At 52.3% G+C, this 25,318-nt stretch carries 26 protein-coding genes; 18 read left to right on the plus strand and 8 right to left on the minus strand.

Annotated features, from left to right (window positions below; genetic code table 11):
* Positions 1-169: 169 nt before the first annotated feature.
* Positions 170-847, plus strand: coding sequence for a PadR family transcriptional regulator (locus tag N7268_RS02405; protein WP_260861679.1), 678 nt, complete (start codon positions 170-172; stop codon positions 845-847).
* A gap of 57 nt (positions 848-904) precedes the next feature.
* On the opposite strand, the gene N7268_RS02410 is transcribed toward N7268_RS02405, so the two are convergent.
* Positions 905-2,425: a PAS domain-containing methyl-accepting chemotaxis protein gene (locus tag N7268_RS02410; protein WP_260861680.1), complete on the minus strand. Its 1,521-nt coding sequence runs from the start codon at positions 2,423-2,425 to the stop codon at positions 905-907.
* A 430-nt stretch (positions 2,426-2,855) separates the two neighbouring features.
* Between N7268_RS02410 and ygjG the strand changes: the two genes are divergently transcribed.
* Together ygjG and N7268_RS02420 are read left to right on the plus strand one after the other, a co-directional pair.
* On the plus strand, positions 2,856-4,235 hold the full coding sequence (gene ygjG / locus N7268_RS02415) for a putrescine aminotransferase (RefSeq protein ID WP_260861681.1): 1,380 nt from the start codon (positions 2,856-2,858) through the stop codon (positions 4,233-4,235).
* A gap of 207 nt (positions 4,236-4,442) precedes the next feature.
* The gene (locus N7268_RS02420; protein WP_260861682.1) at positions 4,443-6,461 is read left to right on the plus strand and encodes an NADPH-dependent 2,4-dienoyl-CoA reductase; all 2,019 of its coding nucleotides are present in this window, start codon (positions 4,443-4,445) and stop codon (positions 6,459-6,461) included.
* 12 nt (positions 6,462-6,473) lie between these two features.
* Here N7268_RS02420 and N7268_RS02425 read toward each other — a convergent pair whose 3' ends face one another.
* The 3 genes from N7268_RS02425 to rlmG form a co-directional block, all read right to left on the minus strand.
* On the minus strand, positions 6,474-6,896 hold the full coding sequence (locus N7268_RS02425) for a type II toxin-antitoxin system HigA family antitoxin (protein ID WP_260861683.1): 423 nt from the start codon (positions 6,894-6,896) through the stop codon (positions 6,474-6,476).
* On the minus strand, positions 6,893-7,210 hold the full coding sequence (locus N7268_RS02430; RefSeq protein WP_260861684.1) for a type II toxin-antitoxin system HigB family toxin: 318 nt from the start codon (positions 7,208-7,210) through the stop codon (positions 6,893-6,895). Before N7268_RS02430 ends, N7268_RS02425 begins: the two co-directional genes overlap by 4 nt.
* Before the next feature lie 205 nt (positions 7,211-7,415).
* Entirely contained in the window at positions 7,416-8,552 is a 1,137-nt protein-coding gene (rlmG, locus tag N7268_RS02435; protein WP_260861685.1) for a 23S rRNA (guanine(1835)-N(2))-methyltransferase RlmG, read from the minus strand.
* An 85-nt stretch (positions 8,553-8,637) separates the two neighbouring features.
* On the opposite strand from rlmG, the gene N7268_RS02440 reads away from it, so the two are divergent.
* From N7268_RS02440 to sstT, 4 genes are all read left to right on the plus strand, one after another.
* Positions 8,638-9,141, plus strand: a complete 504-nt coding sequence (locus tag N7268_RS02440; protein WP_260861686.1) for a M48 family metallopeptidase — start codon at positions 8,638-8,640, stop codon at positions 9,139-9,141.
* Positions 9,142-9,210: 69 nt separating this feature from the next.
* Entirely contained in the window at positions 9,211-10,209 is a 999-nt protein-coding gene (locus N7268_RS02445) for a Gfo/Idh/MocA family protein (RefSeq protein WP_198905670.1), read from the plus strand.
* A 271-nt stretch (positions 10,210-10,480) separates the two neighbouring features.
* Positions 10,481-11,449 carry a TerC family protein gene (locus tag N7268_RS02450; protein WP_260861687.1) on the plus strand — a complete coding sequence of 323 codons (969 nt, stop codon included), beginning with the start codon at positions 10,481-10,483 and terminating at the stop codon, positions 11,447-11,449.
* A 245-nt stretch (positions 11,450-11,694) separates the two neighbouring features.
* Positions 11,695-12,939, plus strand: a complete 1,245-nt coding sequence (gene sstT, locus N7268_RS02455; protein ID WP_260861688.1) for a serine/threonine transporter SstT — start codon at positions 11,695-11,697, stop codon at positions 12,937-12,939.
* Positions 12,940-12,955: 16 nt separating this feature from the next.
* On the opposite strand, the gene N7268_RS02460 is transcribed toward sstT, so the two are convergent.
* The 3 genes from N7268_RS02460 to uxaC all read right to left on the minus strand — a co-directional run bounded on the left by N7268_RS02460 (position 12,956) and on the right by uxaC (position 16,526).
* Positions 12,956-13,510, minus strand: a complete 555-nt coding sequence (locus N7268_RS02460; RefSeq protein ID WP_260861689.1) for a YgjV family protein — start codon at positions 13,508-13,510, stop codon at positions 12,956-12,958.
* A 101-nt stretch (positions 13,511-13,611) separates the two neighbouring features.
* On the minus strand, positions 13,612-15,099 hold the full coding sequence (locus tag N7268_RS02465; RefSeq protein ID WP_260861690.1) for a UxaA family hydrolase: 1,488 nt from the start codon (positions 15,097-15,099) through the stop codon (positions 13,612-13,614).
* Between the two features lie 14 nt (positions 15,100-15,113).
* Positions 15,114-16,526, minus strand: coding sequence for a glucuronate isomerase (gene uxaC, locus N7268_RS02470; RefSeq protein WP_260861691.1), 1,413 nt, complete (start codon positions 16,524-16,526; stop codon positions 15,114-15,116).
* A gap of 474 nt (positions 16,527-17,000) precedes the next feature.
* Here uxaC and N7268_RS02475 point away from each other — a divergent pair, with 474 nt between their 5' ends.
* The 11 genes from N7268_RS02475 (at position 17,001) to N7268_RS02525 (ending at position 24,362) form a co-directional block, all read left to right on the plus strand.
* Positions 17,001-18,302, plus strand: a complete 1,302-nt coding sequence (locus N7268_RS02475; RefSeq protein WP_260861692.1) for an MFS transporter — start codon at positions 17,001-17,003, stop codon at positions 18,300-18,302.
* Positions 18,303-18,437: 135 nt separating this feature from the next.
* Positions 18,438-19,214, plus strand: coding sequence for a transcriptional regulator ExuR (gene exuR / locus N7268_RS02480; protein WP_198905663.1), 777 nt, complete (start codon positions 18,438-18,440; stop codon positions 19,212-19,214).
* A gap of 418 nt (positions 19,215-19,632) precedes the next feature.
* Positions 19,633-20,295 carry a DedA family general envelope maintenance protein YqjA gene (gene yqjA / locus N7268_RS02485; RefSeq protein WP_260861693.1) on the plus strand — a complete coding sequence of 221 codons (663 nt, stop codon included), beginning with the start codon at positions 19,633-19,635 and terminating at the stop codon, positions 20,293-20,295.
* 18 nt (positions 20,296-20,313) lie between these two features.
* Positions 20,314-20,682, plus strand: a complete 369-nt coding sequence (gene mzrA, locus N7268_RS02490; RefSeq protein ID WP_198906357.1) for an EnvZ/OmpR regulon moderator MzrA — start codon at positions 20,314-20,316, stop codon at positions 20,680-20,682.
* A 147-nt stretch (positions 20,683-20,829) separates the two neighbouring features.
* The gene (locus N7268_RS02495; protein ID WP_260861694.1) at positions 20,830-21,198 is read left to right on the plus strand and encodes a DUF1090 domain-containing protein; all 369 of its coding nucleotides are present in this window, start codon (positions 20,830-20,832) and stop codon (positions 21,196-21,198) included.
* A gap of 33 nt (positions 21,199-21,231) precedes the next feature.
* The gene (locus tag N7268_RS02500; protein ID WP_045447881.1) at positions 21,232-21,537 is read left to right on the plus strand and encodes a YqjD family protein; all 306 of its coding nucleotides are present in this window, start codon (positions 21,232-21,234) and stop codon (positions 21,535-21,537) included.
* Positions 21,538-21,539: 2 nt separating this feature from the next.
* On the plus strand, positions 21,540-21,935 hold the full coding sequence (locus N7268_RS02505) for a phage holin family protein (RefSeq protein WP_260861695.1): 396 nt from the start codon (positions 21,540-21,542) through the stop codon (positions 21,933-21,935).
* Positions 21,935-22,234 (plus strand): YqjK-like family protein, encoded by a 300-nt coding sequence (locus tag N7268_RS02510; RefSeq protein ID WP_198905659.1) that lies wholly within the window; start codon positions 21,935-21,937, stop codon positions 22,232-22,234. Before N7268_RS02505 ends, N7268_RS02510 begins: the two co-directional genes overlap by 1 nt.
* Before the next feature lie 185 nt (positions 22,235-22,419).
* Complete coding sequence (locus N7268_RS02515) at positions 22,420-22,812, plus strand: DoxX family protein (RefSeq protein ID WP_260861696.1); 393 nt, start codon at positions 22,420-22,422, stop codon at positions 22,810-22,812.
* Positions 22,813-22,883: 71 nt separating this feature from the next.
* Entirely contained in the window at positions 22,884-23,870 is a 987-nt protein-coding gene (gene yqjG, locus N7268_RS02520) for a glutathionyl-hydroquinone reductase YqjG (protein ID WP_260861697.1), read from the plus strand.
* A gap of 126 nt (positions 23,871-23,996) precedes the next feature.
* Positions 23,997-24,362 (plus strand): DUF805 domain-containing protein, encoded by a 366-nt coding sequence (locus N7268_RS02525; RefSeq protein WP_198905656.1) that lies wholly within the window; start codon positions 23,997-23,999, stop codon positions 24,360-24,362.
* Between the two features lie 38 nt (positions 24,363-24,400).
* Here N7268_RS02525 and yhaJ read toward each other — a convergent pair whose 3' ends face one another.
* The gene (gene yhaJ / locus N7268_RS02530; protein WP_260861698.1) at positions 24,401-25,297 is read right to left on the minus strand and encodes a DNA-binding transcriptional regulator YhaJ; all 897 of its coding nucleotides are present in this window, start codon (positions 25,295-25,297) and stop codon (positions 24,401-24,403) included.
* Between the last annotated feature and the right edge of the window lie 21 nt (positions 25,298-25,318).

Below are 25,318 nucleotides of genomic sequence, written 5' to 3' on the forward strand. Positions count from 1 at the left end.
TCACGAATATTGCAAGCACTTTCTGATATAGCCACCGTCCAACTCCCTATCAGCAAAATAAAAATTAAGTACATATAAATCAATCAATTAAAACATAAAAACATCACACCCTTGCAAAACATAAAAGTTTAGATATAAATTAGATATATCTAAACAACGTCAGGAGACAATGATGCAAAACCAACATGAGGGTTGCTGCAAACATGCAGATCGCCAACACGAAGGATGCTGCAAGGGTGAAGGACATCACCACGAAGGTCATGACCACGAGCACCACCACGCAGGTTGTTGCAAAGGAGAAGCGCATCGCCACGAAGGTCATGACCACGAGCACCACCACGAACACGGCTGCGGGCATCGTCATGGTCGGGGCGGCGGTCGCCGTCAGCGCTTTTTCGGCCACGGTGAATTACGTCTGGTGATTCTGGATATCTTGACCCGTGACGCCAGCCACGGCTACGAACTGATCAAAGCTATCGAAACGCTGACCCAGGGAAATTACACACCAAGTCCTGGTGTTATTTATCCGACGCTGGATTTCTTGCAGGATCAGGAGCTGATTGCTGTCAGTGACGAGGAAGGCGGGCGTAAACAGATAACGATCACGACGCAAGGCCAGCAATGGCTGGATGAAAACCGTGAGCATCTGGAGCACATCCACGAACGCATCAAGGCACGCTGCGTGGGGTTCGAATTACGTAAAAACCCGCAAATGAAACGGGCCCTGGATAACTTCAAAGCGGTGCTGGATCTCCGGGTTAATCATGGCGACACCAGCGATGCACAGATCAAAAAAATCATCGGCATTATCGATCGCGCCTCGCTGGACATCACCCAACTGGATTAAGCCGCTCCCTCTTCAGACGGAACACGTTAACTCGCGGTTCCGTCTGTTGCGTTGTGCTTAATGCAGAACGGTGACTGCATCTTCCAGGCGCCCGGCGCGATGTTTCACCATCGCAGAAATCCGGGTGCTCTCTTCCACCAGCTCAGCATTTTTCTGCGTAATGCTGCTTAACTCATTCACCGCACGGGTCAAACTGGTCAGCCCGTCCGCCTGCTCTATCGTGGAGTGGCTGATTTGAGCGATCAGTTGCGTGACGTTTTGCACCTGCGCCACAATGTCATCCATCGTGCGCCCTGCTGCGTGAACCTGATCGGAGCCGGACTGCACTTTATCGGCGCTGGCATCAATCAGTTTACGAATGTCATTCGCCGCACTGGCGCTACGGCTGGCAAGATGGCGGACTTCCCCTGCCACCACGGCAAACCCTTTCCCCTGTTCACCAGCCCGCGCGGCTTCCACCGCGGCGTTCAGCGCCAGGATATTGGTCTGGAAAGCAATATCGTTAATCAGGGTGGTGATGGTGCCAATTCGCTGCGTGCTGTTGGCGATATCGTCCATGGTTTTAATGACGGTACCCATCGCCTCACCGCCCTGCGTTGCCGCACTGCTGGCAGCAATTGAGAGCTTGTCGGCAGCCGCAGCCGTCGCAGAGTTTTGCTTCACCGATGCCGCCATCTGATTCATGGTCGTCACCGTATCCTGCACATTCTCTACAGTCTGCTGAGTATGTTTGTTTAAATCATCACTCCCTTTCGCCAGCGTTTCGCTGTCGTTACGTACGCTGGAGACCTGACTTGAAACGTCATGAATAAGCCAGCGGCACATTAATCCCAGTTGCCCCACCGCCCGCAGCATCAGACCCAGTTCATCACTGCGATTGAGATGCGACACACTGTTGCGCTCACCGGTCGCCACTTTCAGCGCCTGGCGGGCGACGTTCTCAATGGGGCGCACAATTTGCCATTCGAAAATCGCTGTACCCGCCAGCATCACTAACGCACTCGTCAACAATATCGGCCACGCAGCGCCCATCTGCTGCAACGTTACGGCCAACACGATAAACATCAACGCCATCACGCTGCGTACCCGCCAGCGAACCGGGAGTGACGGCAGTTTGCCCAACCAACCTTTGCGAACCACCAGCCCTTTATGCACACGCTTGTTACAACGACCTTCATTCAGCGCCTGATATAAAGGCTCGACCGCCGCAACCTCTTCCTCCGTCGCCCGGGTACGAATCGACATATACCCGGTAACGCGCCCTTCCCGCACCATCGGCACGGCGTTGGCTCTCACCCAGTAGTGATCGCCATTTTTACGCCGGTTTTTCACGATGCCGCTCCACGGCTCCCCTTGCTGTAGCGTGTACCACATATCTGCAAATGCGGCTTTTGGCATATCCGGGTGGCGGACCAGATTGTGCGGTTTGCCCAGTAATTCATTCAGCTGATACCCGCTGACCTGGACAAACGTGTCGTTCGCGTGGGTGATATAGCTTTGCAGGTCAGTCGTTGACATGAGGGTGATATCATCATCCAGCGGTGTGTTTTGCTGGCTAACGTAGGGATGAGAAGACATGATTGCGTCCTGTGCAGGTTATCTGGTTGTTAACTCTCTCGGCATATGTTATTTCGGCGATAATCTTTTTATCTTTAGTTGTTAAATTTGATTTAGATCGCAATTTGCGATTAAACCTCCAAATCTGTATGTTTTCTAATTCCTTGATTTAAAATACTTTCATCCAGAAACTATTCAGTAACGCTTCACTTCATGCACCGTGACAGGGCAGATCTTGCTCTCTTTTGGCGCAACTGCGGCTGTTTCCTGTCTGTTTTTGCGGTGCAAACCTGCCAAAAATGCCAGTAAATGTTAAGTTTTGACATTAAATGTTGCACAAATGAATAACATCCTGGTGTTTATCCCGATTTTCGTAAAGCGCGCCGGGCTGGCGTAATCCCTGCAATACTTAATTCAGTATCATGTGATACGCGAGCTCCGGGAGCATATTTTGAACAGGTTACCTTCCAGCGCATCGGCCCTGGCCTGCAGCGCACACGCACTGAATCTCATTGAGAAGCGAACGCTTGATCATGAGGAAATGAAAGCACTTAACCGAGAGGTGATTGAATACTTCAAGGAGCATGTCAATCCGGGGTTCTTAGAGTATCGAAAATCTGTAACTGCCGGCGGGGATTACGGAGCCGTAGAGTGGCAAGCGGGGAGTCTGAATACGCTTGTCGACACCCAGGGACAGGAGTTTGTCGATTGCCTGGGAGGTTTTGGAATTTTCAACGTGGGGCACCGTAATCCAGTCGTGGTCTCCGCCGTACAGAATCAACTCGCTAAACAACCGCTTCACAGCCAGGAATTGCTGGACCCTTTGCGGGCCATGCTGGCGAAAACGTTGGCTGCGCTGACGCCCGGAAAACTGAAGTACAGTTTCTTCTGTAACAGCGGCACCGAGTCCGTTGAAGCGGCACTGAAGCTGGCGAAGGCGTATCAATCGCCACGCGGAAAATTTACCTTTATTGCCACCAGTGGCGCTTTCCACGGTAAATCGCTGGGCTCGCTCTCTGCCACGGCAAAATCGACCTTCCGCAAACCTTTTATGCCGCTCCTGCCGGGCTTCCGTCATGTGCCTTTTGGCGATATTGACGCGATGCGTACCGTGCTCAGCGAGTGTAAAAAAACCGGTGACGATGTGGCGGCCGTTATTCTGGAGCCAATCCAGGGTGAAGGGGGCGTGATCCTGCCGCCGCAAGGGTATTTGACCGCGGTACGTAAACTCTGCGATGAGTTCGGCGCGCTGATGATCCTGGATGAAGTTCAAACAGGCATGGGGCGTACCGGCAAGATGTTCGCCTGCGAGCATGAAAACGTGCAGCCCGACATTCTGTGTCTGGCAAAAGCGCTGGGCGGCGGCGTGATGCCTATCGGGGCGACCATCGCCACCGAAGAGGTATTCTCCGTGCTGTTCGACAACCCGTTCCTGCACACCACCACGTTTGGCGGTAACCCGCTTTCGTGTGCGGCGGCGCTGGCAACCATCAATGTCCTGCTGGAGCAAAATTTACCGGCTCAGGCAGAGCAGAAAGGCGATATGTTACTGGATGGCTTCCGTCAGATGGCGCGGGAATACCCGGACCTGGTGCATGACGTACGTGGTAAAGGCATGCTGATGGCGATTGAGTTTGTCGATAATGAAATCGGCTATAACTTTGCCAGTGAGATGTTCCGCCAACGCGTGCTGGTCGCCGGAACACTCAACAACGCCAAGACTATCCGCATCGAACCGCCATTAACGTTGACGATCGAACAATGCGAGCTGGTCTTACGCTCAACGCGCAAAGCGCTGGCCGCATTGCGAGTGAACGTGGAGCAAGTGTAATAACCTTATCCGGCCTGCTAAGTAGTACTTTTACAGGCCGGATAAGATTCATCATCCATATTGCTATTCGGCTAATCATCCCTCAGACGCCCTCTTTTTTGAATCCCATCACAATCACGGCATTCCCCTTTTCCCTTTTGCGCGCCGACGACTAAATTATTAACTCATCCGACCACATAACAATAATTTTACATACTGGACACCTTTATGAGCTATCCGTCGCTGTTCGCCCCACTCGATTTGGGATTTACCACGCTTAAAAACCGCGTGCTGATGGGTTCAATGCATACCGGGCTGGAAGAGTATCCCGATGGTGCAGAACGGCTGGCGGCGTTCTACGCTGAGCGCGCCCGTCATGGTGTCGCCCTCATTGTGAGCGGAGGGATTGCCCCTGCGTTATCGGGTGTGGGGATGGAAGGTGGCGCGATGCTTAACGACATCAGCCAACTGCCGCACCATCGCGTCATCACCGATGCGGTTCACGACGAAGGCGGCAAAATTGCGCTGCAAATTCTGCATACCGGACGCTACAGCTATCAGCCACATCTGGTCGCGCCCTCAGCGATTCAGGCTCCCATCAACCGCTTTACGCCGCATGAACTGAGTCACGATGAAATCCTGCAACTGATTGAAGATTTCGCCCATTGCGCACAACTGGCGCGTGAAGCGGGCTACGATGGTGTCGAAGTCATGGGTTCAGAAGGGTATTTGATCAACGAATTCCTGACGCTGCGTACCAACCAGCGCACTGATGAATGGGGCGGCGATTATGCCAACCGCATGCGCTTTGCGATAGAAGTGGTACGGGCGGTACGTCAGCGCGCCGGCAATGATTTTATAATTATCTTCCGGTTATCGATGCTCGACCTGGTGGAAGACGGAGGAACCTTTGATGAAACCGTCCAGTTGGCGCAAGCGATAGAAGCCGCCGGCGCCACTCTCATTAATACCGGAATCGGCTGGCACGAAGCGCGTATTCCCACCATCGCCACGTCGGTTCCACGCGGGGCTTTTAGCTGGGTAACACGCAAACTGAGAGGCCATGTAACGATCCCGCTGGTTACCACCAACCGTATCAACGATCCTGCCGTGGCCGATGACATTCTGGCGCGCGGCGATGCTGATATGGTGTCTATGGCCCGTCCATTCCTCGCCGATGCTGAGCTTCTGTCAAAAGCGCAAACGGGACGGGCGGATGAGATCAATACCTGCATCGGCTGCAACCAGGCTTGTCTGGATCAGATATTCGTCGGCAAAGTGACATCCTGCCTGGTGAACCCACGCGCCTGTCATGAAACCAAAATGCCGATCGTTCCGGCAACACAGTTGAAAAACCTGGCTGTCGTCGGTGCCGGTCCCGCGGGACTTGCTTTTGCCATTAACGCGGCCGCCCGCGGGCATCACGTGACGCTGTTTGATGCGCATGGCGAGATTGGCGGGCAGTTTAATATCGCCAAACAGATCCCCGGTAAAGAAGAGTTCTATGAAACGCTACGTTACTACCGCCGCATGATCGACGTGACTGGCGTAACGCTGAAGCTGAACCATTTGGTGACGGCACATGATCTTCAGGCCTTTGATGAAGTGATCCTCGCCAGCGGGATCGAACCCCGCAGGCCGCCGATCGACGGGATTGATCACCCGAAAGTTCTGACCTATCTCGACGTCCTGCGCGAGAAAACGCCTGTGGGTAAACGTGTCGCCATTATTGGCTGCGGCGGGATCGGTTTTGATACCGCCATGTATCTGAGCCAACCCGGTTCTCCCACCAGCCAAAACATTGCCGAATTCTGCGTGGAATGGGGCATCGATACCAGCCTACAGCAGGCGGGAGGTTTACGCCCGGAAGGTCCGCACTTGTCCCGTAGCCCGCGACAGATCGTTATGTTGCAGCGTAAGGCCAGCAAACCGGGGCAAGGTTTAGGGAAAACAACCGGCTGGATCCATCGCGCCACCCTACTCTCGCGCGGCGTAAAAATGATCCCCGCGGTGAGCTACCAGAAGATCGACGATGAAGGACTGCATGTTTTGATCAACGGCGAACCGCTGATCTTCGACGTGGATCATGTGATTATCTGCGCCGGTCAGGAGCCAAAACGCGAGCTGGTCGAGCCGCTACATGCGGCAGGTAAAACCGTGCATCTGATTGGTGGGTGCGATGTGGCGATGGAACTGGATGCCCGACGCGCAATCGCTCAGGGCACCTGGTTGGCGCTGGAGATTTAACACTCGCGCAGGCTAATCGATAAATAACGCCGGGGATATGCCAAATCGTGCAGCCAGCTTTTTGGCATGCTCCAGCGTTAATTTTCTTTGTCCGTTCAGTACACGTGAAACCATCGACTTACTGCCAATTTCGTCAGCAAAATCGGAAAGCGTCAGATTATACTGGTCCATAAGAGTGCGCAAAACCGCGATACCCGCCGGAATAGCCTCAATCTCTTCACGTAATGCACGTAATGCCGGATGATTATCTTCATATGCGCGGATGCGAACGCACAGCAGGTCAACTAGCGGATTTGTTGGGTCGCTCATCAGCAGTTCGGCCACCAGTTCCAGAGCGTCACGATGATCGGCTTCGGTGGGGTTATCTCCCAGAAGAGGAATTTCTGCGACCAGCGTTTGTGTCGCTTTCAGGGCTTTTTCTGTCATCAGAATCATGATTTTTTCCCCTTCGTTCTGTGTCTCTCTGTGAACCTGTCGTACTCGGCGTGGTTAAAGATGTGCCTGATGTAAAACTTCTGACTTTCAAAAAATATCAGCGCAATCACTCTGATATTGTTGTTAGCGATGTTTAATACGTAATGCTTATCAAGATATTTGAAGTTATCCAGTGAGGGATAAAACACTTTCAGTGCTTCCGGCGTCGGACAGTGTGCTTTCGCAATAGTCTTTCCTAGCAGCTTAATTTCTTTTGCAAATTGAGGAAATCTTTCACATCCCTCGTCAATTGCGGTCATTGATATCAGGTGCATTCTTTATCACGTCCGTTGACAAATTGGCAATATCATAACACGAGTTGCCAATTTGGCAACTTCATGACCTTGTAGGAATCAGCGTAACAATACGCCGGAGATCACCAGAGGTGGAGGGGGCTAAGGGAGAGAGTTTATGGTTTGCGAACAGGATTCCAAATCCGAGCCGGACAGCGACATTTACGCCGCCATCCGGCATCAGGGTTTAGCGACGGCGACCGGTTTTCACGGCTTTCAGCACCACAAATTTGTTGTTCGTGGCGATGGTGACGCAGTTACCGAAAATCTTCTTCAGCTTGTGGAAGTAATCCAGATGACGGTTGGCAACGATATACAGCTCGCCGTTAATTTTCAGGCAGCGACGGGCATGATGGAACATCTCCCAGGCGATGTTATCGGTCAACGCATGCTTCTGATGAAACGGAGGGTTACACAGCACCGCGTTAAAGCGGAACGGCTCAACGCCAGACAACGCGTTGTTGATCATAAATTCACAACGATCCAGCGCTTCTGGCATGTTGGTTTCAACGTTCAGGCGGCTGGATGCCACCGCCATTGGCGACTCATCGACAAACACGACGCTCGCTTGCGGGTTTTTCTCCAGCAACGTCAGACCGATGACTCCGTTACCGCAACCGAGATCGACGATCTCCCCTTCCAGATTTTCCGGCAGGTGTTCAATAAAGAAACGCGCGCCAATGTCCAGCCCGGTACGTGAAAACACATTCGCATGGTTGTGGATGGTCCAGTCTGTCCCTTCCAGCTTCCAGCTCAGGGTTTGTGACGCATCGGCCAGTTCAGGATGGCTGAACGTACAGTTGATCAGGCGGGCTTTTTTCCATGCCAGCGTGGTGGTGGTTGGACCCAGTACTTTTTCAAACAGCTCAAGAGTCGAAGTGTGAATATCACGCGCTTTCGCGCCCGCGATAATACGCGTCTGCGGCGTGACAACCTCGCGCAGGGCTCGCAGCTGCTGTTCCAGCAGCGCCATGGTTTTGGGGATCTTAATCAGCACAACGCCCGGCGCTTGCGGGTACGCCGCCGTGCTGTCGAGAAACTTGACGCTGGATTCCGCTATATCGTTGTGACGCAGGTTCTCACGCGTCGCCAGCTCGCTTAAATAAGAGTCGCCGATGCTGTATGGCGTATGTTCCGCCAGCGCACAGCCCAGCGCGCCGAAGGTATCATTCAGGATCAGCACCGGGCCGCTAATCTCGGTATCATCCAGCTGTTGCAGCAGATATTCATCGGCCGCTTCCCACGCCAGCAGTGGGTTAACGTCATCCGTTTCCGGGAAACGTTTTAGTGACAGCGAACGGAAACCGTTGTCTATGTGGCTCATCGGCCCTCCTGAATGGTAAAATTTCGGTGTTATCCCTGAAAAGGGTGCGTGAGTATACACTTTTTATACTTTATATGGGGCACAAATGAGTCAGCTGACCTATCTGCAAGGCTACCCGGAGAATTTGCTTTCTCAGGTCCGCACATTAATCGCCGAGCAGCGTCTGGGGGCGGTACTGGAGAAGCGTTATCCGGGAACGCATGATTTCGCGACCGACAAAGCGCTCTGGCAATACACGCAGGATCTGAAAAACCAGTTTCTGCGTAATGCGCCACCGCTCAATAAAGTCATGTATGACAGCAAGATCCACGTGCTGAAGAATGCGCTGGGGCTGCATACCGCCGTATCTCGCGTGCAGGGTGGAAAACTGAAGGCAAAAGCAGAGATCCGCGTTGCGACCGTGTTTCGCAATGCTCCTGAACCCTTTTTACGCATGATCGTCGTTCATGAACTGGCACACCTGAAAGAAAAAGAGCACGACAAGGCGTTTTACCAGTTGTGCTGTTATATGGAACCTCAGTATCACCAACTGGAGTTCGATACCCGTCTGTGGTTAACGCAACAATCGCTAAAGCAAACTGCGCAGTAGCGCACTGGCTTTGTCATCAAGGCATGCTAAATTGACGAAAGGATCCCTTTTCGCAGCCTGAAGGCATTTATGATACGTTTCGCAGTAATTGGCACAAACTGGATCACCCGCCAGTTTGTCGATGCCGCCCATGAAACCGGCAAATACAAGTTAACCGCTGTTTATTCCCGTAGCCTTGAACAGGCACAGACCTTCGCCAACGATTATCTCGTCGAACATCTGTTTACTTCGCTGGACGCGATGGCGAAAAGCGACGCGATTGATGCCGTCTATATCGCCAGCCCAAACGCCCTGCATTTCCCGCAGACAGAGCTTTTTTTGACGCACAAAAAGCATGTCATTTGCGAAAAACCGCTGGCATCAAATCTGGCGCAAGTCGATGCCGCCATCGCCTGTGCGCGCGAAAATCAGGTCGTACTGTTTGAAGCGTTTAAGACCGCCAGTCTGCCCAATTTCCTGCTGTTGCAGCAGTCTCTGCCCAAAGTAGGGAAAATCAGAAAGGCGTTTATCAATTACTGCCAATACTCTTCACGCTACCAGCGCTATCTGGACGGCGAAAACCCGAATACGTTTAATCCTGCGTTTTCTAATGGCTCGATTATGGATATCGGTTTTTATTGCCTGGCCTCAGCCGTTGCGCTTTGGGGTGAACCGCACAGCGTTCAGGCCAGCGCCAGCTTGCTGGACAGCGGCGTGGATGCCCACGGCGTGGTGGTCATGAACTACGGTGATTTCAGCGTCACTCTGCAGCATTCCAAAGTCAGCGACTCCGTGCTGGCCAGTGAAATTCAGGGGGAGTCTGGCTCTCTGGTGATTGAGAAAATCTCCGAATGCCAGAAAGTGTGCTTTGTTCCTCGTGGAGGCAAAACGCAGGATATTACGACGCCGCAGCACATCAATACTATGCTCTATGAGGCAGAGGCATTTGCTCATCTGATTGAAACCAACGACGTGGATCACCCGGCACTGGCTGTCAGTCGTATTACCGCAAAACTGCAAACGGAGATCCGCCGTCAGACCGGCGTCATCTTCCCGGCTGATCATGCGGATACCTCGCTGACTGCGTAAAACTATGTAAAACAGATGTTACAGGCCATTGACTGAAAACGTGGCCTGTAATACTTTGTAACCCGCAAAGGGGAGTAACTTCGTTGTCGGTTGATCGTCATTACGATGTGTGAAAAACCACATCCGGTCGCCGGGCGATAACAAAGGAATACGCTATCGTATTCCTTTGTTGTTGTAAGTGAGACCTTGCCGAATGGCAAGGTCTATGCATAAAAAGCAGCGGCTAACGTCATTCGGCGTTGGCCGTTTTTTTTATGTATGGGGAAAAAGAATGAATACTGTCGGCACACCGTTGTTATGGGGTGGGTTCGCTGTTGTGGTGGTGATTATGCTGGCCATCGACCTGCTGCTGCAGGGGCGTCGTGGCGCGCATACGATGTCGATGAAGCAGGCCGCAGCCTGGTCAATCGTCTGGGTAACACTGTCATTACTGTTTAACGCCGCATTTTGGTGGTATCTGGCTGAAACACAGGGTCGTGCTGTCGCCGATCCACAGGCGCTGGCGTTCCTGACCGGCTACTTAATCGAGAAATCGCTGGCGGTTGATAACGTCTTTGTCTGGTTGATGTTGTTCAGCTACTTCTCTGTTCCCCCTGCGCTGCAGCGTCGGGTGCTGGTCTATGGCGTACTGGGCGCGATTGTCCTGCGTACGATTATGATCTTCGCTGGCAGCTGGTTAATCGCCCAGTTTGAATGGCTACTGTATGTGTTCGGCGCGTTCCTGCTGTTTACCGGCGTGAAGATGGCGCTGGCAAAAGAAGATGCATCCGGCATTGGCGACAGACCGTTAGTTCGTTGGTTGCGCGGTCATTTGCGTATGACCGATACCATCGAGAACGAGCATTTCTTTGTCCGTAAAAACGGCCTGCTGTTTGTGACGCCTCTGATGCTGGTACTGATTCTGGTTGAGCTGAGCGATGTGATTTTTGCCGTGGACAGCATTCCGGCTATCTTTGCGGTGACGACGGACCCGTTCATCGTGCTGACCTCTAACCTGTTCGCGATTCTTGGTCTGCGTGCGATGTACTTCCTGCTGGCTGGCGTGGCAGAGCGTTTCTCCATGCTGAAGTACGGGTTGTCCGTCATTCTGGTCTTTATCGGTATCAAAATGCTGATCGTCGATTTCTACCATATCCCGATCGCCATCTCGTTAGGCGTTGTGTTCGGTATTCTGTTCGTCACGCTGATTGTGAATGCGTGGGTCAACCACCAGCACGACAAAAAGCAGCAAATACAATAAGTTTCAAGCTTTAGCCTTTAAAGCCCGACGGCCCGATGCGCGCGTCGGGCTTTTTATTTATCATGTCAAAATTATGTTAATTTAAAGTTATAAAATATGATCTCACCGCGAAATCCAGGAGATTTATCTTCCCGAACGACTTTCTTTCCCTATACTCAGCCATGCAAACATCAGCCTGGGTTCTGAAAGATGCGTCTATAGAACGCACAAAGGCCAGGCAACAACACAATGAAAGGAATGATGAAATGACTACGCAACGTTCGTCGGGGCTGATCTCGCGCCTGGTTCAAGGAAGCCTGGTAAAACAAATTCTGGTGGGTTTGATACTGGGGATCCTTCTGGCTCTGATATCAAAACCCGCAGCAGAAGCGGCGGGTTTGTTAGGTACTTTGTTCGTCGGCGCATTAAAAGCGGTCGCTCCAATCCTGGTCCTGATGCTGGTCATGGCGTCTATCGCTAACCACCAGCATGGCCAAAAAACCAATATCCGTCCGATTCTGTTCCTCTATCTGCTCGGGACATTTTCAGCGGCGTTAGCGGCCGTCGTGTTCAGCTTCGCCTTCCCGTCTACCCTGCATCTTTCCAGTAGTGCAAACGATATTGTGCCGCCATCCGGCATCGTTGAAGTGATGCGCAGCCTGTTAATGAGCATGGTGTCTAACCCGATTGATGCTCTGCTGAACGCTAACTATATCGGTATTCTGGTCTGGGCTGTCGGCCTGGGCTTTGCGTTGCGCCATGGCAACGACACCACTAAAAACCTCGTCAACGATATGTCCAACGCGGTCACCTTTATGGTTAAGCTGGTGATTCGTTTTGCCCCTATCGGTATTTTTGGCCTGGTCTCTTCCACGCTGGCAACAACCGGTTTTGCTACCCTTTGGGGCTATGCGCAACTGCTGGCCGTGCTGGTTGGTTGTATGCTGTTGGTGGCGTTTGTGGTTAACCCGCTGCTGGTATTCTGGAAAATTCGCCGTAACCCCTACCCGCTGGTGCTGGCATGTCTGCGTGAAAGCGGAGTGTACGCTTTCTTTACCCGCAGCTCCGCAGCCAACATTCCGGTGAATATGGCGCTGTGCGAGAAGCTGAATCTGGATCGGGATACCTATTCTGTGTCTATCCCGCTGGGCGCAACCATCAATATGGCGGGCGCGGCGATCACCATTACCGTGCTGACGCTGGCGGCGGTGAATACACTGGGTATTCCGGTCGATTTACCAACGGCCTTATTGCTGAGCGTGGTGGCTTCTCTGTGTGCCTGTGGCGCATCGGGCGTGGCAGGAGGCTCGCTGCTGCTGATCCCGCTGGCATGTAATATGTTTGGTATCCCGAACGATATCGCCATGCAGGTGGTTGCCGTCGGCTTTATTATCGGCGTGTTGCAGGACTCCTGTGAAACCGCGCTGAACTCCTCTACCGACGTCTTATTCACCGCTGCAGCCTGTCAGGCTGAAGATGAGCGTCTGGCAAATAACGCCCTGCGCGGATAACCGCACTTCCCCTCCGTTATCGTACGGAGGGGTTCTCTTCCTGTACGCTTTTTTCAATTTTGAAAGGATCAATTCCGCGTTTCTGCATGCGTCTGAAGCGGAGAATGTTCAGGCCATTCATGACCAGAAAACTTCCTTCGATCATCGTGCCGCCAATCGAGCCCAACCAGAAATTGTGGGCAACCCAGCAGGCGGTCGCACACCACATCACGCAGCGAACGGTCAATCCCTTACAGCGAAACAGCGCCCAGGTACTGGCCAGCGTACCGATAATCGGCAATAACTCCATGGCATGCTGCAATTTTGCCAGCCCGAGCACCAGGGTGAGAAGAATGAAAACAGCCATGACCCACAGCTTGCGGGTATGCATCGAAACCAGGGTGCGTATCGTATTGAGCTCTGCGCTCATCCCCGCAGGCCAGGCGCCCATCAGAAAGAAATGCACGCCAATGGTGGCGCTATAGACAGCAAGTTGCAGCCTGAACCGGCGCTCGTCGCGGTTGAAGAACGTGGTAATACCGATCAGAAAGGCGATGACACCTACGCCCTGGGCCAGCCAATACGCGGTCATGGAAGATCCTTGTCAGAATTCACAAAAGCAAACGGCGCTCCATATTATGAAACGCCGTTTTTTTAAATCCACTCGAACGTGGTTCGGAAGATGAAGGGTAATTACAGCGTTACGCCACTCTTGAAGATAGCCAGTTCACGGAAATCGTTACGTTCATTGCACGTCGGCTTACCGTTGGCAAACTCCACAATCGTATCGACAAACTCGTTTAGCAACTGCGGCATCGCTTTACCGTGAATCAACTGCCCGGCGTCAAAATCAATCCAGTGCTTTTTCTTCGCCGCCAGCTCGCTGTTGGTGGCGATTTTCACCGTCGGCACGAAGCCACCGTAAGGCGTTCCGCGACCGGTACTGAACAACACCATATGACAACCTGCACCCGCCAGCGCACTGGTCGCAACGGCATCATTACCCGGTGCGCTTAACAGATTCAGACCGTGCGTTTTCAGGCGTTCGCCATAACGCAGTACATCCACAACCTGACTGGAACCCGCTTTCTGTGTGCAGCCCAGCGATTTATCTTCCAGCGTGGTGATACCACCCGCTTTGTTGCCCGGTGACGGGTTCTCATAAATCGGTTGGTCATGAGCAATGAAGTACTGTTTGAAGTCGTTGACCATGGTCACCAGCTTGCCGAAAGTCTCTTCGTCACGGCAGTGATCCATCAGAAGCTGCTCTGCACCGAACATTTCCGGCACTTCAGTCAATACGGTGGTGCCGCCGTTCGCGATCACGTAGTCGGAGAAACGACCCAGCATCGGGTTGGCGGTAATGCCGGACAGACCATCCGATCCACCGCATTCCAGACCAAACTTCAGCTCGCCCAATTTGCCCGGCTCACGCTTATCATTTCGCATCACGTTGTACAGTTGATGGAGATGTTCGACCCCGGCTTCCACTTCGTCTTCCTGGTGTTGGCAGACCATGAAGTGAACACGGTCAGGATCGAATTCACCTAACGTTTCGCGAAAAGCATCAACCTGGTTGTTTTCACAGCCGAGGCCAACCACCAGCACCGCACCCGCATTCGGGTGGCGCACCATATTTTGCAGCATGGTGCGGGTATTGATGTGGTCATCACCCAACTGCGAACAGCCGTAGGTGTGGCTGAAAAGATGAACGCCGTCGATACCTTCAGCATCGTGGGTCTCTTTCAGGAATCGGGTCTGCATCTGACGCGCCATCGCGTTGACACAGCCAACGGTCGGCAGTATCCACAGCTCATTACGCACCCCAACCTCGCCATTGGCACGACGGTAGATCTGCACATCGCGATCCGCCGGTTGCGCTTCGGGCGCCTGAAAGTCGGGTTGATAGCTATATTCATCCAGATCGCTCAGGTTGGTACGCGTGTTGTGAGCATGAATGTGCTCACCCGCCGCGATATCCGCCAGAGCATGGCCGATAGGTTGGCCGTATTTAATGACGTTTTCACCCTGCGCAATATCGCTCAGCGCAAATTTATGCCCACGTGCAACGTCCTGCAAAAGCGTGACGGTGTGGTTATCGACACTGACCTGTGTGCCTTGCGTCAGGTCCGCCAGCGCGACCGCAACGTTATCCAGCGAATGGATCTTGATGTATTGCATATCAACCCCGGACCTTAGTTCAGTTCAATGGCGAAGTAGTCGCGCGCATTGTTGAAGCAGATATTTCTGACCATTTCGCCAAGCAGTTGAATGTCTGCCGGTGCTTCACCCGCAGCCACCCAACGACCGATCATCTGACACAGGATGCGGCGGAAGTACTCATGGCGCGTGTATGACAGGAAGCTACGGCTGTCAGTCAGCATACCGACAAAACGGCTCAGCAGACCCAGTTGCGCCAGCTGCGTCATCTGACGTTCCATACCGTCTTTCTGATCGTTAAACCACCAGCCAGAGCCAAACTGCATTTTGCCCGGCATCCCTTCACCCTGGAAGTTACCAATCATGGTGCCCAGCACTTCGTTATCGCGCGGGTTCAGACAGTACAGGATGGTTTTCGGCAGCAGATTCTGTTCGTTCTGTTTGCTCAGCAGTTTGGAGAGCTCTTCCGCCATCGGACGGTCGTTAATGGAGTCGAAACCGACGTCCGCACCCAGCAGTTTGAACTGACGCAGGTTGTTATTGCGCAGCGCGCCAATGTGGTACTGCTGTACCCATTCGCGACGTGCATATTCTGCGCCGAGGAATACCAGTACCGCCGTTTTGAACTGCGCCACTTCATGTTCGCTCAGGGTCTCACCGGCCAGACGGCGCGCCAGGATGCTATCCAGTTCGGATTCGTTAGATTCAGCAAACAGCACCACGTCCAGCGCGTGGTCAGACACTTTACAGCCGTGCGCGGCGAAGTGATCCAGACGCTTCGTCAGTGCGGCTTGCAGGTCGGAGAAGCGGCGGATATCAGTGTCAGACACTTCGCCCAGCTTCGCCATGTAATCGCAGAATGTTGCCTGTTCAATGTTGAAGGCTTTATCCGGACGCCAGCTCGGCAGCACTTTGATGTCGAAGGTGCTGTCTTTGGCGACCGTTGCGTGATGCTCCAGAGAGTCAATCGGATCGTCAGTGGTACCGACCATCTTCACATTCATCTGCTGCATGATGCCGCGCGCGGAGAACTTGTCCTGCGCCAGCAGTTCGTTGCATTCGTTCCAGATTTCGTCCGCGGTAGACGGAGACAACAGCTTACCTGTAATACCAAACGGGCGACGCAGCTCAAGGTGCGTCCAGTGGTAAAGCGGGTTACCGATAGTGTGCGGAACCGTCGCAGCCCAGGCATCAAACTTCTCACGGTCAGACGCATCGCCGGTACACAAGCGCTCAGCCACACCGTTGGTACGCATCGCGCGCCATTTGTAGTGGTCACCCTTCAACCAGATGTCATACAGGTTGTTAAAACGGTAGTTTTCCGCGATTTGCTGCGGCGGCAAATGGCAGTGGTAATCAAAGATCGGCTGGTCTTTCGCGTAATCATGGTACAGACGGCGGGCAAATTCGGTATCTAGCAGGAAATCTTCAGTCATAAACGGGGTCATTATCGTCTTCCTCTCAACGAGTGCGTCAGATTGCTTATGTTTTGATGCTGACAAAGTTATCACACCAATTTCTACATACCGAAGATATTTTCGTGAGTTAGATCAACAAATGGTGACAAAAAAATTACTCTCAAAGAGGTAAATCGTGCGTCAGGCCGCGCCAGTACTGGCTTTGCTGAATCGAAATAATGACCACACGAAGATTCACACTTTTGTGATGGCACTCACCTTTTAAAGCTGTATGACAAGTTATCTTTTTGCCGTCGCAATACATAAGCCGACGGAATGCAAATTACCGATGGTTCACCATCGGATTGACCGGTACGGAAACCGAATTAGCAAGATTATTGACATGGCAAAGTTCGGGGAGTACCGGCTTTTTTTCGGTTACGCCCTTCGTAAAAGAACATCCTTCGCTCTGCACAGGAAGATGACCGCGATCCTTGCGGAAATAACAAAACGACGAGGTTTTACATGCGTAAAATTAAAGGGTTACGTTGGTACATGATCGCACTGGTGACACTTGGCACCGTGCTGGGTTACCTGACACGTAACACTGTGGCGGCAGCTGCGCCAACGCTGATGGAAGAGTTACACATCTCCACTCAACAGTATTCCTATATCATCGCAGCCTACTCTGCTGCTTACACCGTAATGCAACCCGTTGCTGGCTATGTTCTGGATGTCCTGGGAACAAAAATTGGCTACGCGATGTTCGCCGTTCTGTGGGCCGTCTTCTGTGGTGCAACGGCGCTGGCAGGAAGCTGGGGTGGCCTGGCGCTGGCTCGTGGTGCTGTCGGTGCCGCTGAAGCCGCGATGATCCCTGCGGGTCTGAAAGCCAGTTCAGAATGGTTCCCGGCCAAAGAGCGTTCAATTGCAGTTGGCTACTTTAACGTCGGTTCTTCTATTGGTGCGATGATCGCTCCACCGCTGGTTGTCTGGGCAATCGTGATGCACAGCTGGCAGATGGCGTTCATTATCTCCGGTGTACTGAGTTTCATCTGGGCGATGTCCTGGCTTGTTTTCTACAAACATCCTCGCGACCAGAAAAAACTGTCTGACGAAGAGCGTGATTACATCCTCAACGGTCAGGAATCCCAGCACAAAAACAGTACTGCGAAGAAAATGTCGCTCGGTCAGATCCTGCGCAACCGCCAGTTCTGGGGTATTGCACTGCCACGTTTCCTGGCAGAACCGGCCTGGGGTACGTTTAACGCCTGGATCCCGCTGTTCATGTTTAAAGTTTACGGCTTTAACCTGAAAGAGATTGCGATGTTCGCCTGGATGCCAATGCTGTTCGCTGACCTGGGTTGTATCGTCGGCGGTTATTTACCACCGCTGTTCCAGCGCTGGTTCGGCGTCAACCTGATCGTTTCCCGTAAAATGGTCGTGACGCTGGGTGCATTCCTGATGATTGGCCCTGGCATGATTGGTCTGTTCACCAGCCCGTACATTGCTATCGCTCTGCTGTGCGTCGGTGGTTTTGCTCACCAGGCACTGTCTGGCGCGCTGATTACGCTCTCTTCTGATGTGTTCGGTCGTAATGAAGTGGCAACCGCAAACGGCTTGACCGGTATGTCCGCATGGCTTGCAAGTACGCTGTTTGCCCTGGTGGTCGGCGCCCTCGCTGACACCATTGGCTTTAGCCCGCTGTTTGCCGTACTGGCGGTATTTGACCTGCTCGGTGCGTTGGTTATCTGGACGGTGCTGCAAAACAAACCGGCCAGCGAGATTGACTCGGGCCCGCAGACCAATAAACCTGCGACACAAAGCTAATTTGCCCTGATTCACAAAGGTTATAAAATGCTAAAGCCGCCAGTTCACTGGCGGCTTTTTTGTCGCCACGAGTGGAGCCATACTCGCAAAAGTGGTATAACAAATATAGTCTGCCGTATCATGCCTGGAGTGCATATGGAAATCACCGAACCACGACGTTTGTATCAACAACTTGCTGCTGATCTTAAAGAACGCATTGAGCAAGGCGTTTACCTGGTGGGCGATAAGCTACCCGCCGAACGCTTTATCGCCGATGAAAAAAATGTCAGCCGTACCGTGGTTCGTGAAGCGATTATTATGCTGGAGGTTGAAGGCTACGTTGAGGTGCGCAAAGGGTCTGGGATCCACGTCATCTCTAACCAACCTAAACATTATGTCGCACCGGATGAAAATCTCGAGTTTGCCAGCTACGGTCCGTTTGAGCTTCTCCAGGCTCGCCAGTTAATTGAGAGCAATATTGCCGAGTTTGCCGCCACCCAGGTGACCAAACAGGACATCATGAAACTGATGGAAATCCAGGAGAAATCGCGTAACGAAAAAAGCTTCCGCGACTCTGAGTGGGATCTCCAGTTCCATGTGCAGGTTGCCCTCGCAACGCAAAACACGGCGCTGGCGGCCATCGTTGAAAAAATGTGGACCCAACGCGTATACAACCCGTACTGGAAGAAATTACACGATCACATCGATCTCCGCACAGTCGATAACTGGTGTGATGACCATGACCAAATCCTGCGGGCGTTAATTCGTAAAGATCCCCATGCCGCTAAACTGGCAATGTGGCAGCACCTTGAGAACACGAAACTGATGCTGTTTAACGAAACCAGCGATGATTTTGAATTCAATGCTGACCGTTACCTTTTTACGGAAAATCCGGTCGTTCATCTGGATACTGCCGCGAACGGGGCAAAATAAACATTCTGATACCCAATGGATTTCGAGTTGCATTGAGGCGGCAGGTGAGTCGTGAGCAGGCGCAGCCAACAATAATGCAGCTTGAAGGACAATGGGTATAGCCTGTTTCCGACACTCGGTAAGCATTAAGTATAAAGTGTCAGCCTGTGTAAATCCTCTCGCCACCCTCCTTTGCGATAAGCAAAATCACAGTTCAGCGGCCGTAATTTCTATAACGGACTACGTTGACCTTTGTTACAATTAAAAGCCTTTTGAATTTTTGTGTGTTAGTGCTTGCTTACTTCACAACTTAACAGGGAACAGTTCAGGCCGTGAATTTGTGCCAGACCGCGACCCATGTAAAAAATATTAATAAAATTGCGGCATGACAAACTCCAGACAACCGGCGTGACGACAACCGATTCTCCAGGAATACTGAATGGAACTACTGACTCAATTACTGAATGCCTTGTGGGCTCAGGATTTTGAAACTCTGGCCAATCCTTCCATGATTGGCATGCTGTATTTTGTCCTGTTTACAATTTTGTTTCTGGAAAATGGACTGCTCCCTGCAGCCTTTTTACCTGGCGACAGTTTGCTGGTTCTGGTCGGGGTGCTTATTGCTAAAGGAGCAATGGGTTTTCCGCAAACGGTTCTGCTCCTCACCACCGCGGCCAGCCTCGGCTGCTGGGTGAGCTATATACAAGGTCGATGGTTGGGTAATACTCGCGTCGTGCAGAATTGGCTTTCTCATCTCCCCGCGCATTACCATCAACGTGCTCATCATCTTTTCCACAAGCATGGCCTGTCTGCGCTACTGGTGGGGCGATTCATTGCTTTTGTCAGAACGTTACTGCCAACTATCGCAGGACTGTCAGGTCTGAATAATGCGCGCTTTCAGTTCTTCAACTGGATGAGCGGGCTGTTGTGGGTACTGATCCTGACAACGCTGGGCTACCTGTTGGGCAAAACGCCTGTTTTCCTCAAGTATGAAGATCAGCTCATGTCTTGCCTGATGCTGCTTCCTGTCGTTTTACTGGTGTTTGGGCTGGCAGGATCGCTGGTTGTACTGTGGAAAAAGAAATACGGAAACCGAGGGTAAATTATGCCGATATCACGCATAACACTCCGACGGCTGGCCTGGACGACCACCTTTCTCCTGTTTGTCGGCGGGCTCATTCTGACCTGGTCAGCCATTCGCGAGCAGGAGTCAACACTGGCTATTCGCGCGGTTAACCAGGGCGTCAGCATGCCAGACGGCTTCTCTATCTGGCACCATCTGGATGCCAACGGCATTCGCTTTAAAAGTATCACCCCCCAAAAAGATGCGCTGCTCATCACCTTTGATTCCAGCGCACAAAGCGCCGCAGCGAAGGTCGTGCTGGACAAAACGTTACCGCACGGCTTCGTTATCGCTCAACAGGACGATAACAATCAGACGGTACAGTGGTTATCTCGCTTACGCGATAACCCGCATCGTTTTGGTTAACTTCCAGGAATCTGAATTAGATCACTCACTTTGGTGATTTCGCCGTTTAGAGCCTATGATTAATAAACTGGGTTTATGACTCATGCTTTATTACCTGGAGCAACGACCCCAACGTAACCGGGGCGAAACACAATGGAAGGTTCAAGAATGAAATACCACGTCGCTTTAGCAATTACCCTTTTCGCTCTCAGTGCCGGCTCTTACGCCAACACCCTCTGTCAGGAAAAAGAACAAGATATTCAGCGGGAGATTAGTTATGCCGAAAAGCACAATAATCAGAGCCGCATCAACGGGCTGAACAAAGCGCTGAGCGAAGTTCGGGCAAATTGTTCTGACAGCAAATTGCGAGCCGACCATCAGAAAAAAATCGCAGAACAGAAAGATGAGATTGCTGAGCGTCAACGTGATTTAACTGAAGCGAAGCAAAAAGGCGATGCGGATAAAATTGCAAAACGCGAACGTAAGCTTGCTGAAGCTCAGAATGAGCTAAAAAAACTCGAGACCCGCGATTACTAAGTACGGTAACTACCCACTCACCTGGAGAAAACTATGTCTAAAGATAATGCTACGGAACACCTGCGTGCTGAGCTGAAATCCCTTGCGGATACGCTTGAAGAGGTACTGAGCTCTTCTGGTGATAAGTCGAAAGAAGAGCTGAGTAAAATCCGCAGTAAAGCCGAACGTGCGCTGAAAGAGAGCCGCAATCGCCTGGGTGAAACCAGCGATGTCATTGCCAAACAGACCCGCGAAGCCGCAGCCCGGGCAGATAACTACGTGCGCGAAAACCCGTGGACCGGTGTCGGTATTGGCGCGGCGGTCGGTGTGGTACTGGGTGTTCTGTTGTCGCGCCGCTAACAATGGCTGACTCTCAACACGCACAAGGCCCGGGCAAAAGCGTACTGGGTATCGGGCAGCGGATCCTCACTATTCTCGTTGAGATAGTGGAGACCCGACTGCGGTTGGCCGTCGTTGAACTGGAAGAGGAAAAAGCCAACCTTATTCAGCTTATGCTGATGCTGGGGTTGACCATGCTTTTTGCGGCTTTCGGCTTGATGAGCCTGATGGTGCTTATCATCTGGGCCATTGATCCTCAGTATCGCCTCAACGCAATGATTGCCACCACCGTTGTGCTGTTACTTCTGGCACTCCTTGGCGGTATATGGACGTTACGTAAAGCCCGTAAATCAACGTTGTTGCGGCATACGCGCCACGAACTGGCCAGTGACCGGCAGAGTCTGGAGGATGATGCATAATGAGCAGTAAAGTCGAACGTCAAAAACGTAAGGCGCTGCTGCTTGGCCAGATCCAGCAGCAACGGCTGGATCTGTCTGCCACGCGTCGAGACTGGCTGGAGGCAACCGGCGCATACGATCGTGGCTGGAACACGCTACTCAATCTGCGTTCCTGGGTGTTGGTCGGCAGCAGCATCATGGCGATTCGCACTATTCGCAACCCGAATCTGCTCGTGCGCTGGGCCAAACGTGGATTTAGCATCTGGAGCGTCTGGCGACTGGTGAAAGCCACAATCCGGCAGCAGCAGTTGCGCGGTTAGCCCCCTGATCCCGTCCCTGTGTATCCTCTTTCCTCAAATTTTTTGAAAATTACTGACAGTTTTCCTTGCTAACAATTGTCATTCTCCACGTTTATGATTCTCTCCATCGACAGCAACGACGCGCTATTCAGCGTTGTTGCACAAAAAACAAAATAAGCCGCCTGGGTGGTTTCGTGGAGAGTACGATGAAAAAATTAGAAGATGTTGGTGTACTGGTAGCGCGCATTCTGATGCCAATCCTGTTTATTTCTGCAGGTTGGGGAAAAATCACCGGATATGCGGGTACCCAACAGTACATGGAAGCCATGGGCGTCCCTGGATTTATGTTGCCGCTGGTTATTCTGCTTGAGTTCGGCGGCGGTCTGGCCATTTTGTTCGGCTTCCTGACCCGTACTACCGCACTGTTCACCGCTGGCTTCACCGTGCTGACAGCGTTCATCTTCCACAGCAACTTTGCGGAAGGGATGAACTCACTGATGTTCATGAAAAACCTGACCATCGCAGGCGGCTTCCTGCTGCTGGCTATCACCGGTCCTGGCGCATTCAGCATTGACCGTGCGCTGAATAAAAAGTGGTAAGCAAGCTATACTAAACGAATCAAAAAGCGAGGAGGCATCTCCTCGCTTTTGCTATCTGATGGAGAGAAAAAATGGGACAACTGATTGATGGCGTCTGGCATGACACCTGGTATGACACCAAATCTACCGGGGGAAAATTTCAACGTTCTGCATCGGCTTTCCGTAACTGGCTCACCGCTGATGGCGCGCCGGGTCCAACTGGCGAAGGTGGCTTTGCCGCCGAAAAAGATCGGTATCACCTCTACGTGTCACTTGCCTGTCCCTGGGCGCACCGTACACTGATCATGCGTAAGCTCAAAGGGCTGGAATCGTTTATCTCTGTTTCCGTCGTGAATCCACTGATGCTGGAAAACGGCTGGACGTTTGACGATGATTTCCCGGCAGCAACGGGCGATACGCTCTACCAGCACGAGTTCCTCTACCAACTCTATTTGCATGCCGATCCGCATTACAGTGGCCGGGTCACCGTTCCGGTGCTGTGGGACAAAAAAAATCACACGATTGTCAGCAACGAATCCGCGGAAATCATCCGCATGTTTAACACGGCGTTTGATGCGCAGGGTGCAAAAGCCGGGGATTACTACCCGCCGGCGCTGCAAGGTAAAATTGACGAGCTGAATAGTTGGATTTACGACAACGTCAATAATGGCGTCTATAAAGCCGGATTTGCCACCAGCCAGGAAGCCTACGACGACGCTGTCGAAAAAGTCTTTGTTTCTCTGGCGCGTCTGGAGCAGATCCTGGGTCAGCATCGCTATCTGACCGGCAACCAGTTAACAGAGGCTGATATTCGCCTGTGGACAACGCTGGTGCGCTTTGATCCGGTCTATGTCACCCACTTTAAGTGCGACAAACACCGTATTAGCGACTATCTGAATCTTTACGGTTTCCTGCGCGATATCTACCAGATGCCGGGCATTGCAGATACCGTCAATTTTGATCATATCCGTAATCACTACTTCCGTAGTCACAAAACCATTAACCCGACCGGCATTATTTCTATCGGGCCATGGCAAGATCTCGACGAGCCCCACGGACGCGATAGCCGTTTCGCATAATTTACACAGGCACCCTTCAGGGTGCCTTATTAATTAACACTGCAAATATTTACCCGCGTACCAATCACAGCTATTCTTATTTTGATTGCTTTAAAAACAAGTAATTGAACGCAGAACGAGGCAAAAATGGATTGGTATTTAAACGTATTAAAGAACTACTTTGGTTTTGGCGGCCGTGCGCGCCGCAAAGAGTACTGGATGTTTGTTCTGGTCAACATCATCTTTACGTTCGTACTGGGCGTTCTGGACAGAATGTTTGGCTGGCAACGTGCCGGGGGAGAAGGCATATTAACGACGATTTATGGGGTTCTGGTCTTTATCCCATGGTGGGCGGTGCAGTTTCGCCGTTTGCATGACACCGATCGATCGGCATGGTGGCTGTTAGTGTTACTGATCCCCATCGTCGGCTGGTTGATAATCATCCTTTTCAACTGTCAAAACGGCACGCCGGGTAACAACCGGTTCGGCGCCGACCCTAAAAGCCTGTCCTGAATTCACATGCGCCCCATCGTTTGAAGGGGCGCATGCTATTATTTTCCGGCAAACAGCTTCGGTATTTCCCGTAAACACCAGGATTTTGCCTCACCCATGCTGTCACGTCGCCAGGCCATGATGATATCAATTTCGTTCGTGGATTCCGGGCTAACCACGCGCAGTCGGCCTGCCGCAATATCGTCTTCAACCAGCGGGTAAGGCATTGTCGCCACGCCCAACCCGGCCAGCAATGCCTGCCGCTTGTCCTCTATTGAACTCACCGTCAACCGCGGTTGTTTATCCAGCAGTTGAACGGTCAGCACCGGTCGCTCACGGGCGGTATCCGCCACAGCAATACCGCGGTATTTGACGCGAGTCACTTCCGACAACGGTTCAGGCTCCTGATGAATCGGGTGATCCGGTGCCGCAACATAGACGTTCATCAGCGTGTACAGCTTGCGGGAATTGATTTCTGATGATGAGCGAAAATGCATATCCGGGGCGATCACGATATCCGCTCTTCCCTGCTCCAGACGCTCCCATGCCCCTGCCAGCACTTCGGTGATCACCGAAAGTTGGGTATTCGCCTTCCCGGCGAGCCGGTCGATAAGTGGGAAGAACGCCGCCGTTGGCACCAGCGCTTCGGTGACAATCGTCAGGTGCGTTTCCCAACCACGAGCCAGCGCTTCCGCATCGGTAGTCAGCTTGTCTGCGGCTTCCAGTAACACGCGACCCCGTTCCAGCAGCATGCGCCCTACGTTGGTGAATTTTGTACGGTGGCCTGAACGGTCAAACAGCACGACGTCCAGCTCTTCTTCCAGTTTCTGCATGGTATAGCTGAGTGCAGAAGGTACGCGCCCCAGTTCGTCCGCCGCTGCGGCAAAGCTACCGCGTCGATCTATTGCGTCCATGACGCGTAACGCTTCCAGCGTTAAAGCCCTTTCTTTGGCCATCTCGTTCTCATTCAGGAAATT

It is taken from the genome of Citrobacter sp. Marseille-Q6884 (assembly GCF_945906775.1).
In the GTDB taxonomy this organism is placed as follows: Bacteria; Pseudomonadota; Gammaproteobacteria; order Enterobacterales; family Enterobacteriaceae; genus Citrobacter.

Excerpts from the sequence above, each read along its gene's own strand:
- N7268_RS02405 (WP_260861679.1), top strand. The coding sequence starts at position 170 with ATGATGCAAAACCAACATGAGGGTTGCTGCAAACATGCAGATCGCCAA.
- N7268_RS02410 (WP_260861680.1), bottom strand. The coding sequence starts at position 2,425 with ATGTCTTCTCATCCCTACGTTAGCCAGCAAAACACACCGCTGGATGAT.
- N7268_RS02420 (WP_260861682.1), top strand. The coding sequence starts at position 4,443 with ATGAGCTATCCGTCGCTGTTCGCCCCACTCGATTTGGGATTTACCACG.
- N7268_RS02425 (WP_260861683.1), bottom strand. The coding sequence starts at position 6,896 with ATGATTCTGATGACAGAAAAAGCCCTGAAAGCGACACAAACGCTGGTC.
- N7268_RS02430 (WP_260861684.1), bottom strand. The coding sequence starts at position 7,210 with ATGCACCTGATATCAATGACCGCAATTGACGAGGGATGTGAAAGATTT.
- rlmG (WP_260861685.1), bottom strand. The coding sequence starts at position 8,552 with ATGAGCCACATAGACAACGGTTTCCGTTCGCTGTCACTAAAACGTTTC.
- N7268_RS02440 (WP_260861686.1), top strand. The coding sequence starts at position 8,638 with ATGAGTCAGCTGACCTATCTGCAAGGCTACCCGGAGAATTTGCTTTCT.
- N7268_RS02445 (WP_198905670.1), top strand. The coding sequence starts at position 9,211 with ATGATACGTTTCGCAGTAATTGGCACAAACTGGATCACCCGCCAGTTT.
- N7268_RS02450 (WP_260861687.1), top strand. The coding sequence starts at position 10,481 with ATGAATACTGTCGGCACACCGTTGTTATGGGGTGGGTTCGCTGTTGTG.
- sstT (WP_260861688.1), top strand. The coding sequence starts at position 11,695 with ATGACTACGCAACGTTCGTCGGGGCTGATCTCGCGCCTGGTTCAAGGA.
- N7268_RS02460 (WP_260861689.1), bottom strand. The coding sequence starts at position 13,510 with ATGACCGCGTATTGGCTGGCCCAGGGCGTAGGTGTCATCGCCTTTCTG.
- N7268_RS02465 (WP_260861690.1), bottom strand. The coding sequence starts at position 15,099 with ATGCAATACATCAAGATCCATTCGCTGGATAACGTTGCGGTCGCGCTG.
- uxaC (WP_260861691.1), bottom strand. The coding sequence starts at position 16,526 with ATGACCCCGTTTATGACTGAAGATTTCCTGCTAGATACCGAATTTGCC.
- N7268_RS02475 (WP_260861692.1), top strand. The coding sequence starts at position 17,001 with ATGCGTAAAATTAAAGGGTTACGTTGGTACATGATCGCACTGGTGACA.
- exuR (WP_198905663.1), top strand. The coding sequence starts at position 18,438 with ATGGAAATCACCGAACCACGACGTTTGTATCAACAACTTGCTGCTGAT.
- yqjA (WP_260861693.1), top strand. The coding sequence starts at position 19,633 with ATGGAACTACTGACTCAATTACTGAATGCCTTGTGGGCTCAGGATTTT.
- N7268_RS02495 (WP_260861694.1), top strand. The coding sequence starts at position 20,830 with ATGAAATACCACGTCGCTTTAGCAATTACCCTTTTCGCTCTCAGTGCC.
- N7268_RS02500 (WP_045447881.1), top strand. The coding sequence starts at position 21,232 with ATGTCTAAAGATAATGCTACGGAACACCTGCGTGCTGAGCTGAAATCC.
- N7268_RS02505 (WP_260861695.1), top strand. The coding sequence starts at position 21,540 with ATGGCTGACTCTCAACACGCACAAGGCCCGGGCAAAAGCGTACTGGGT.
- N7268_RS02510 (WP_198905659.1), top strand. The coding sequence starts at position 21,935 with ATGAGCAGTAAAGTCGAACGTCAAAAACGTAAGGCGCTGCTGCTTGGC.
- N7268_RS02515 (WP_260861696.1), top strand. The coding sequence starts at position 22,420 with ATGAAAAAATTAGAAGATGTTGGTGTACTGGTAGCGCGCATTCTGATG.
- yqjG (WP_260861697.1), top strand. The coding sequence starts at position 22,884 with ATGGGACAACTGATTGATGGCGTCTGGCATGACACCTGGTATGACACC.
- N7268_RS02525 (WP_198905656.1), top strand. The coding sequence starts at position 23,997 with ATGGATTGGTATTTAAACGTATTAAAGAACTACTTTGGTTTTGGCGGC.
- yhaJ (WP_260861698.1), bottom strand. The coding sequence starts at position 25,297 with ATGGCCAAAGAAAGGGCTTTAACGCTGGAAGCGTTACGCGTCATGGAC.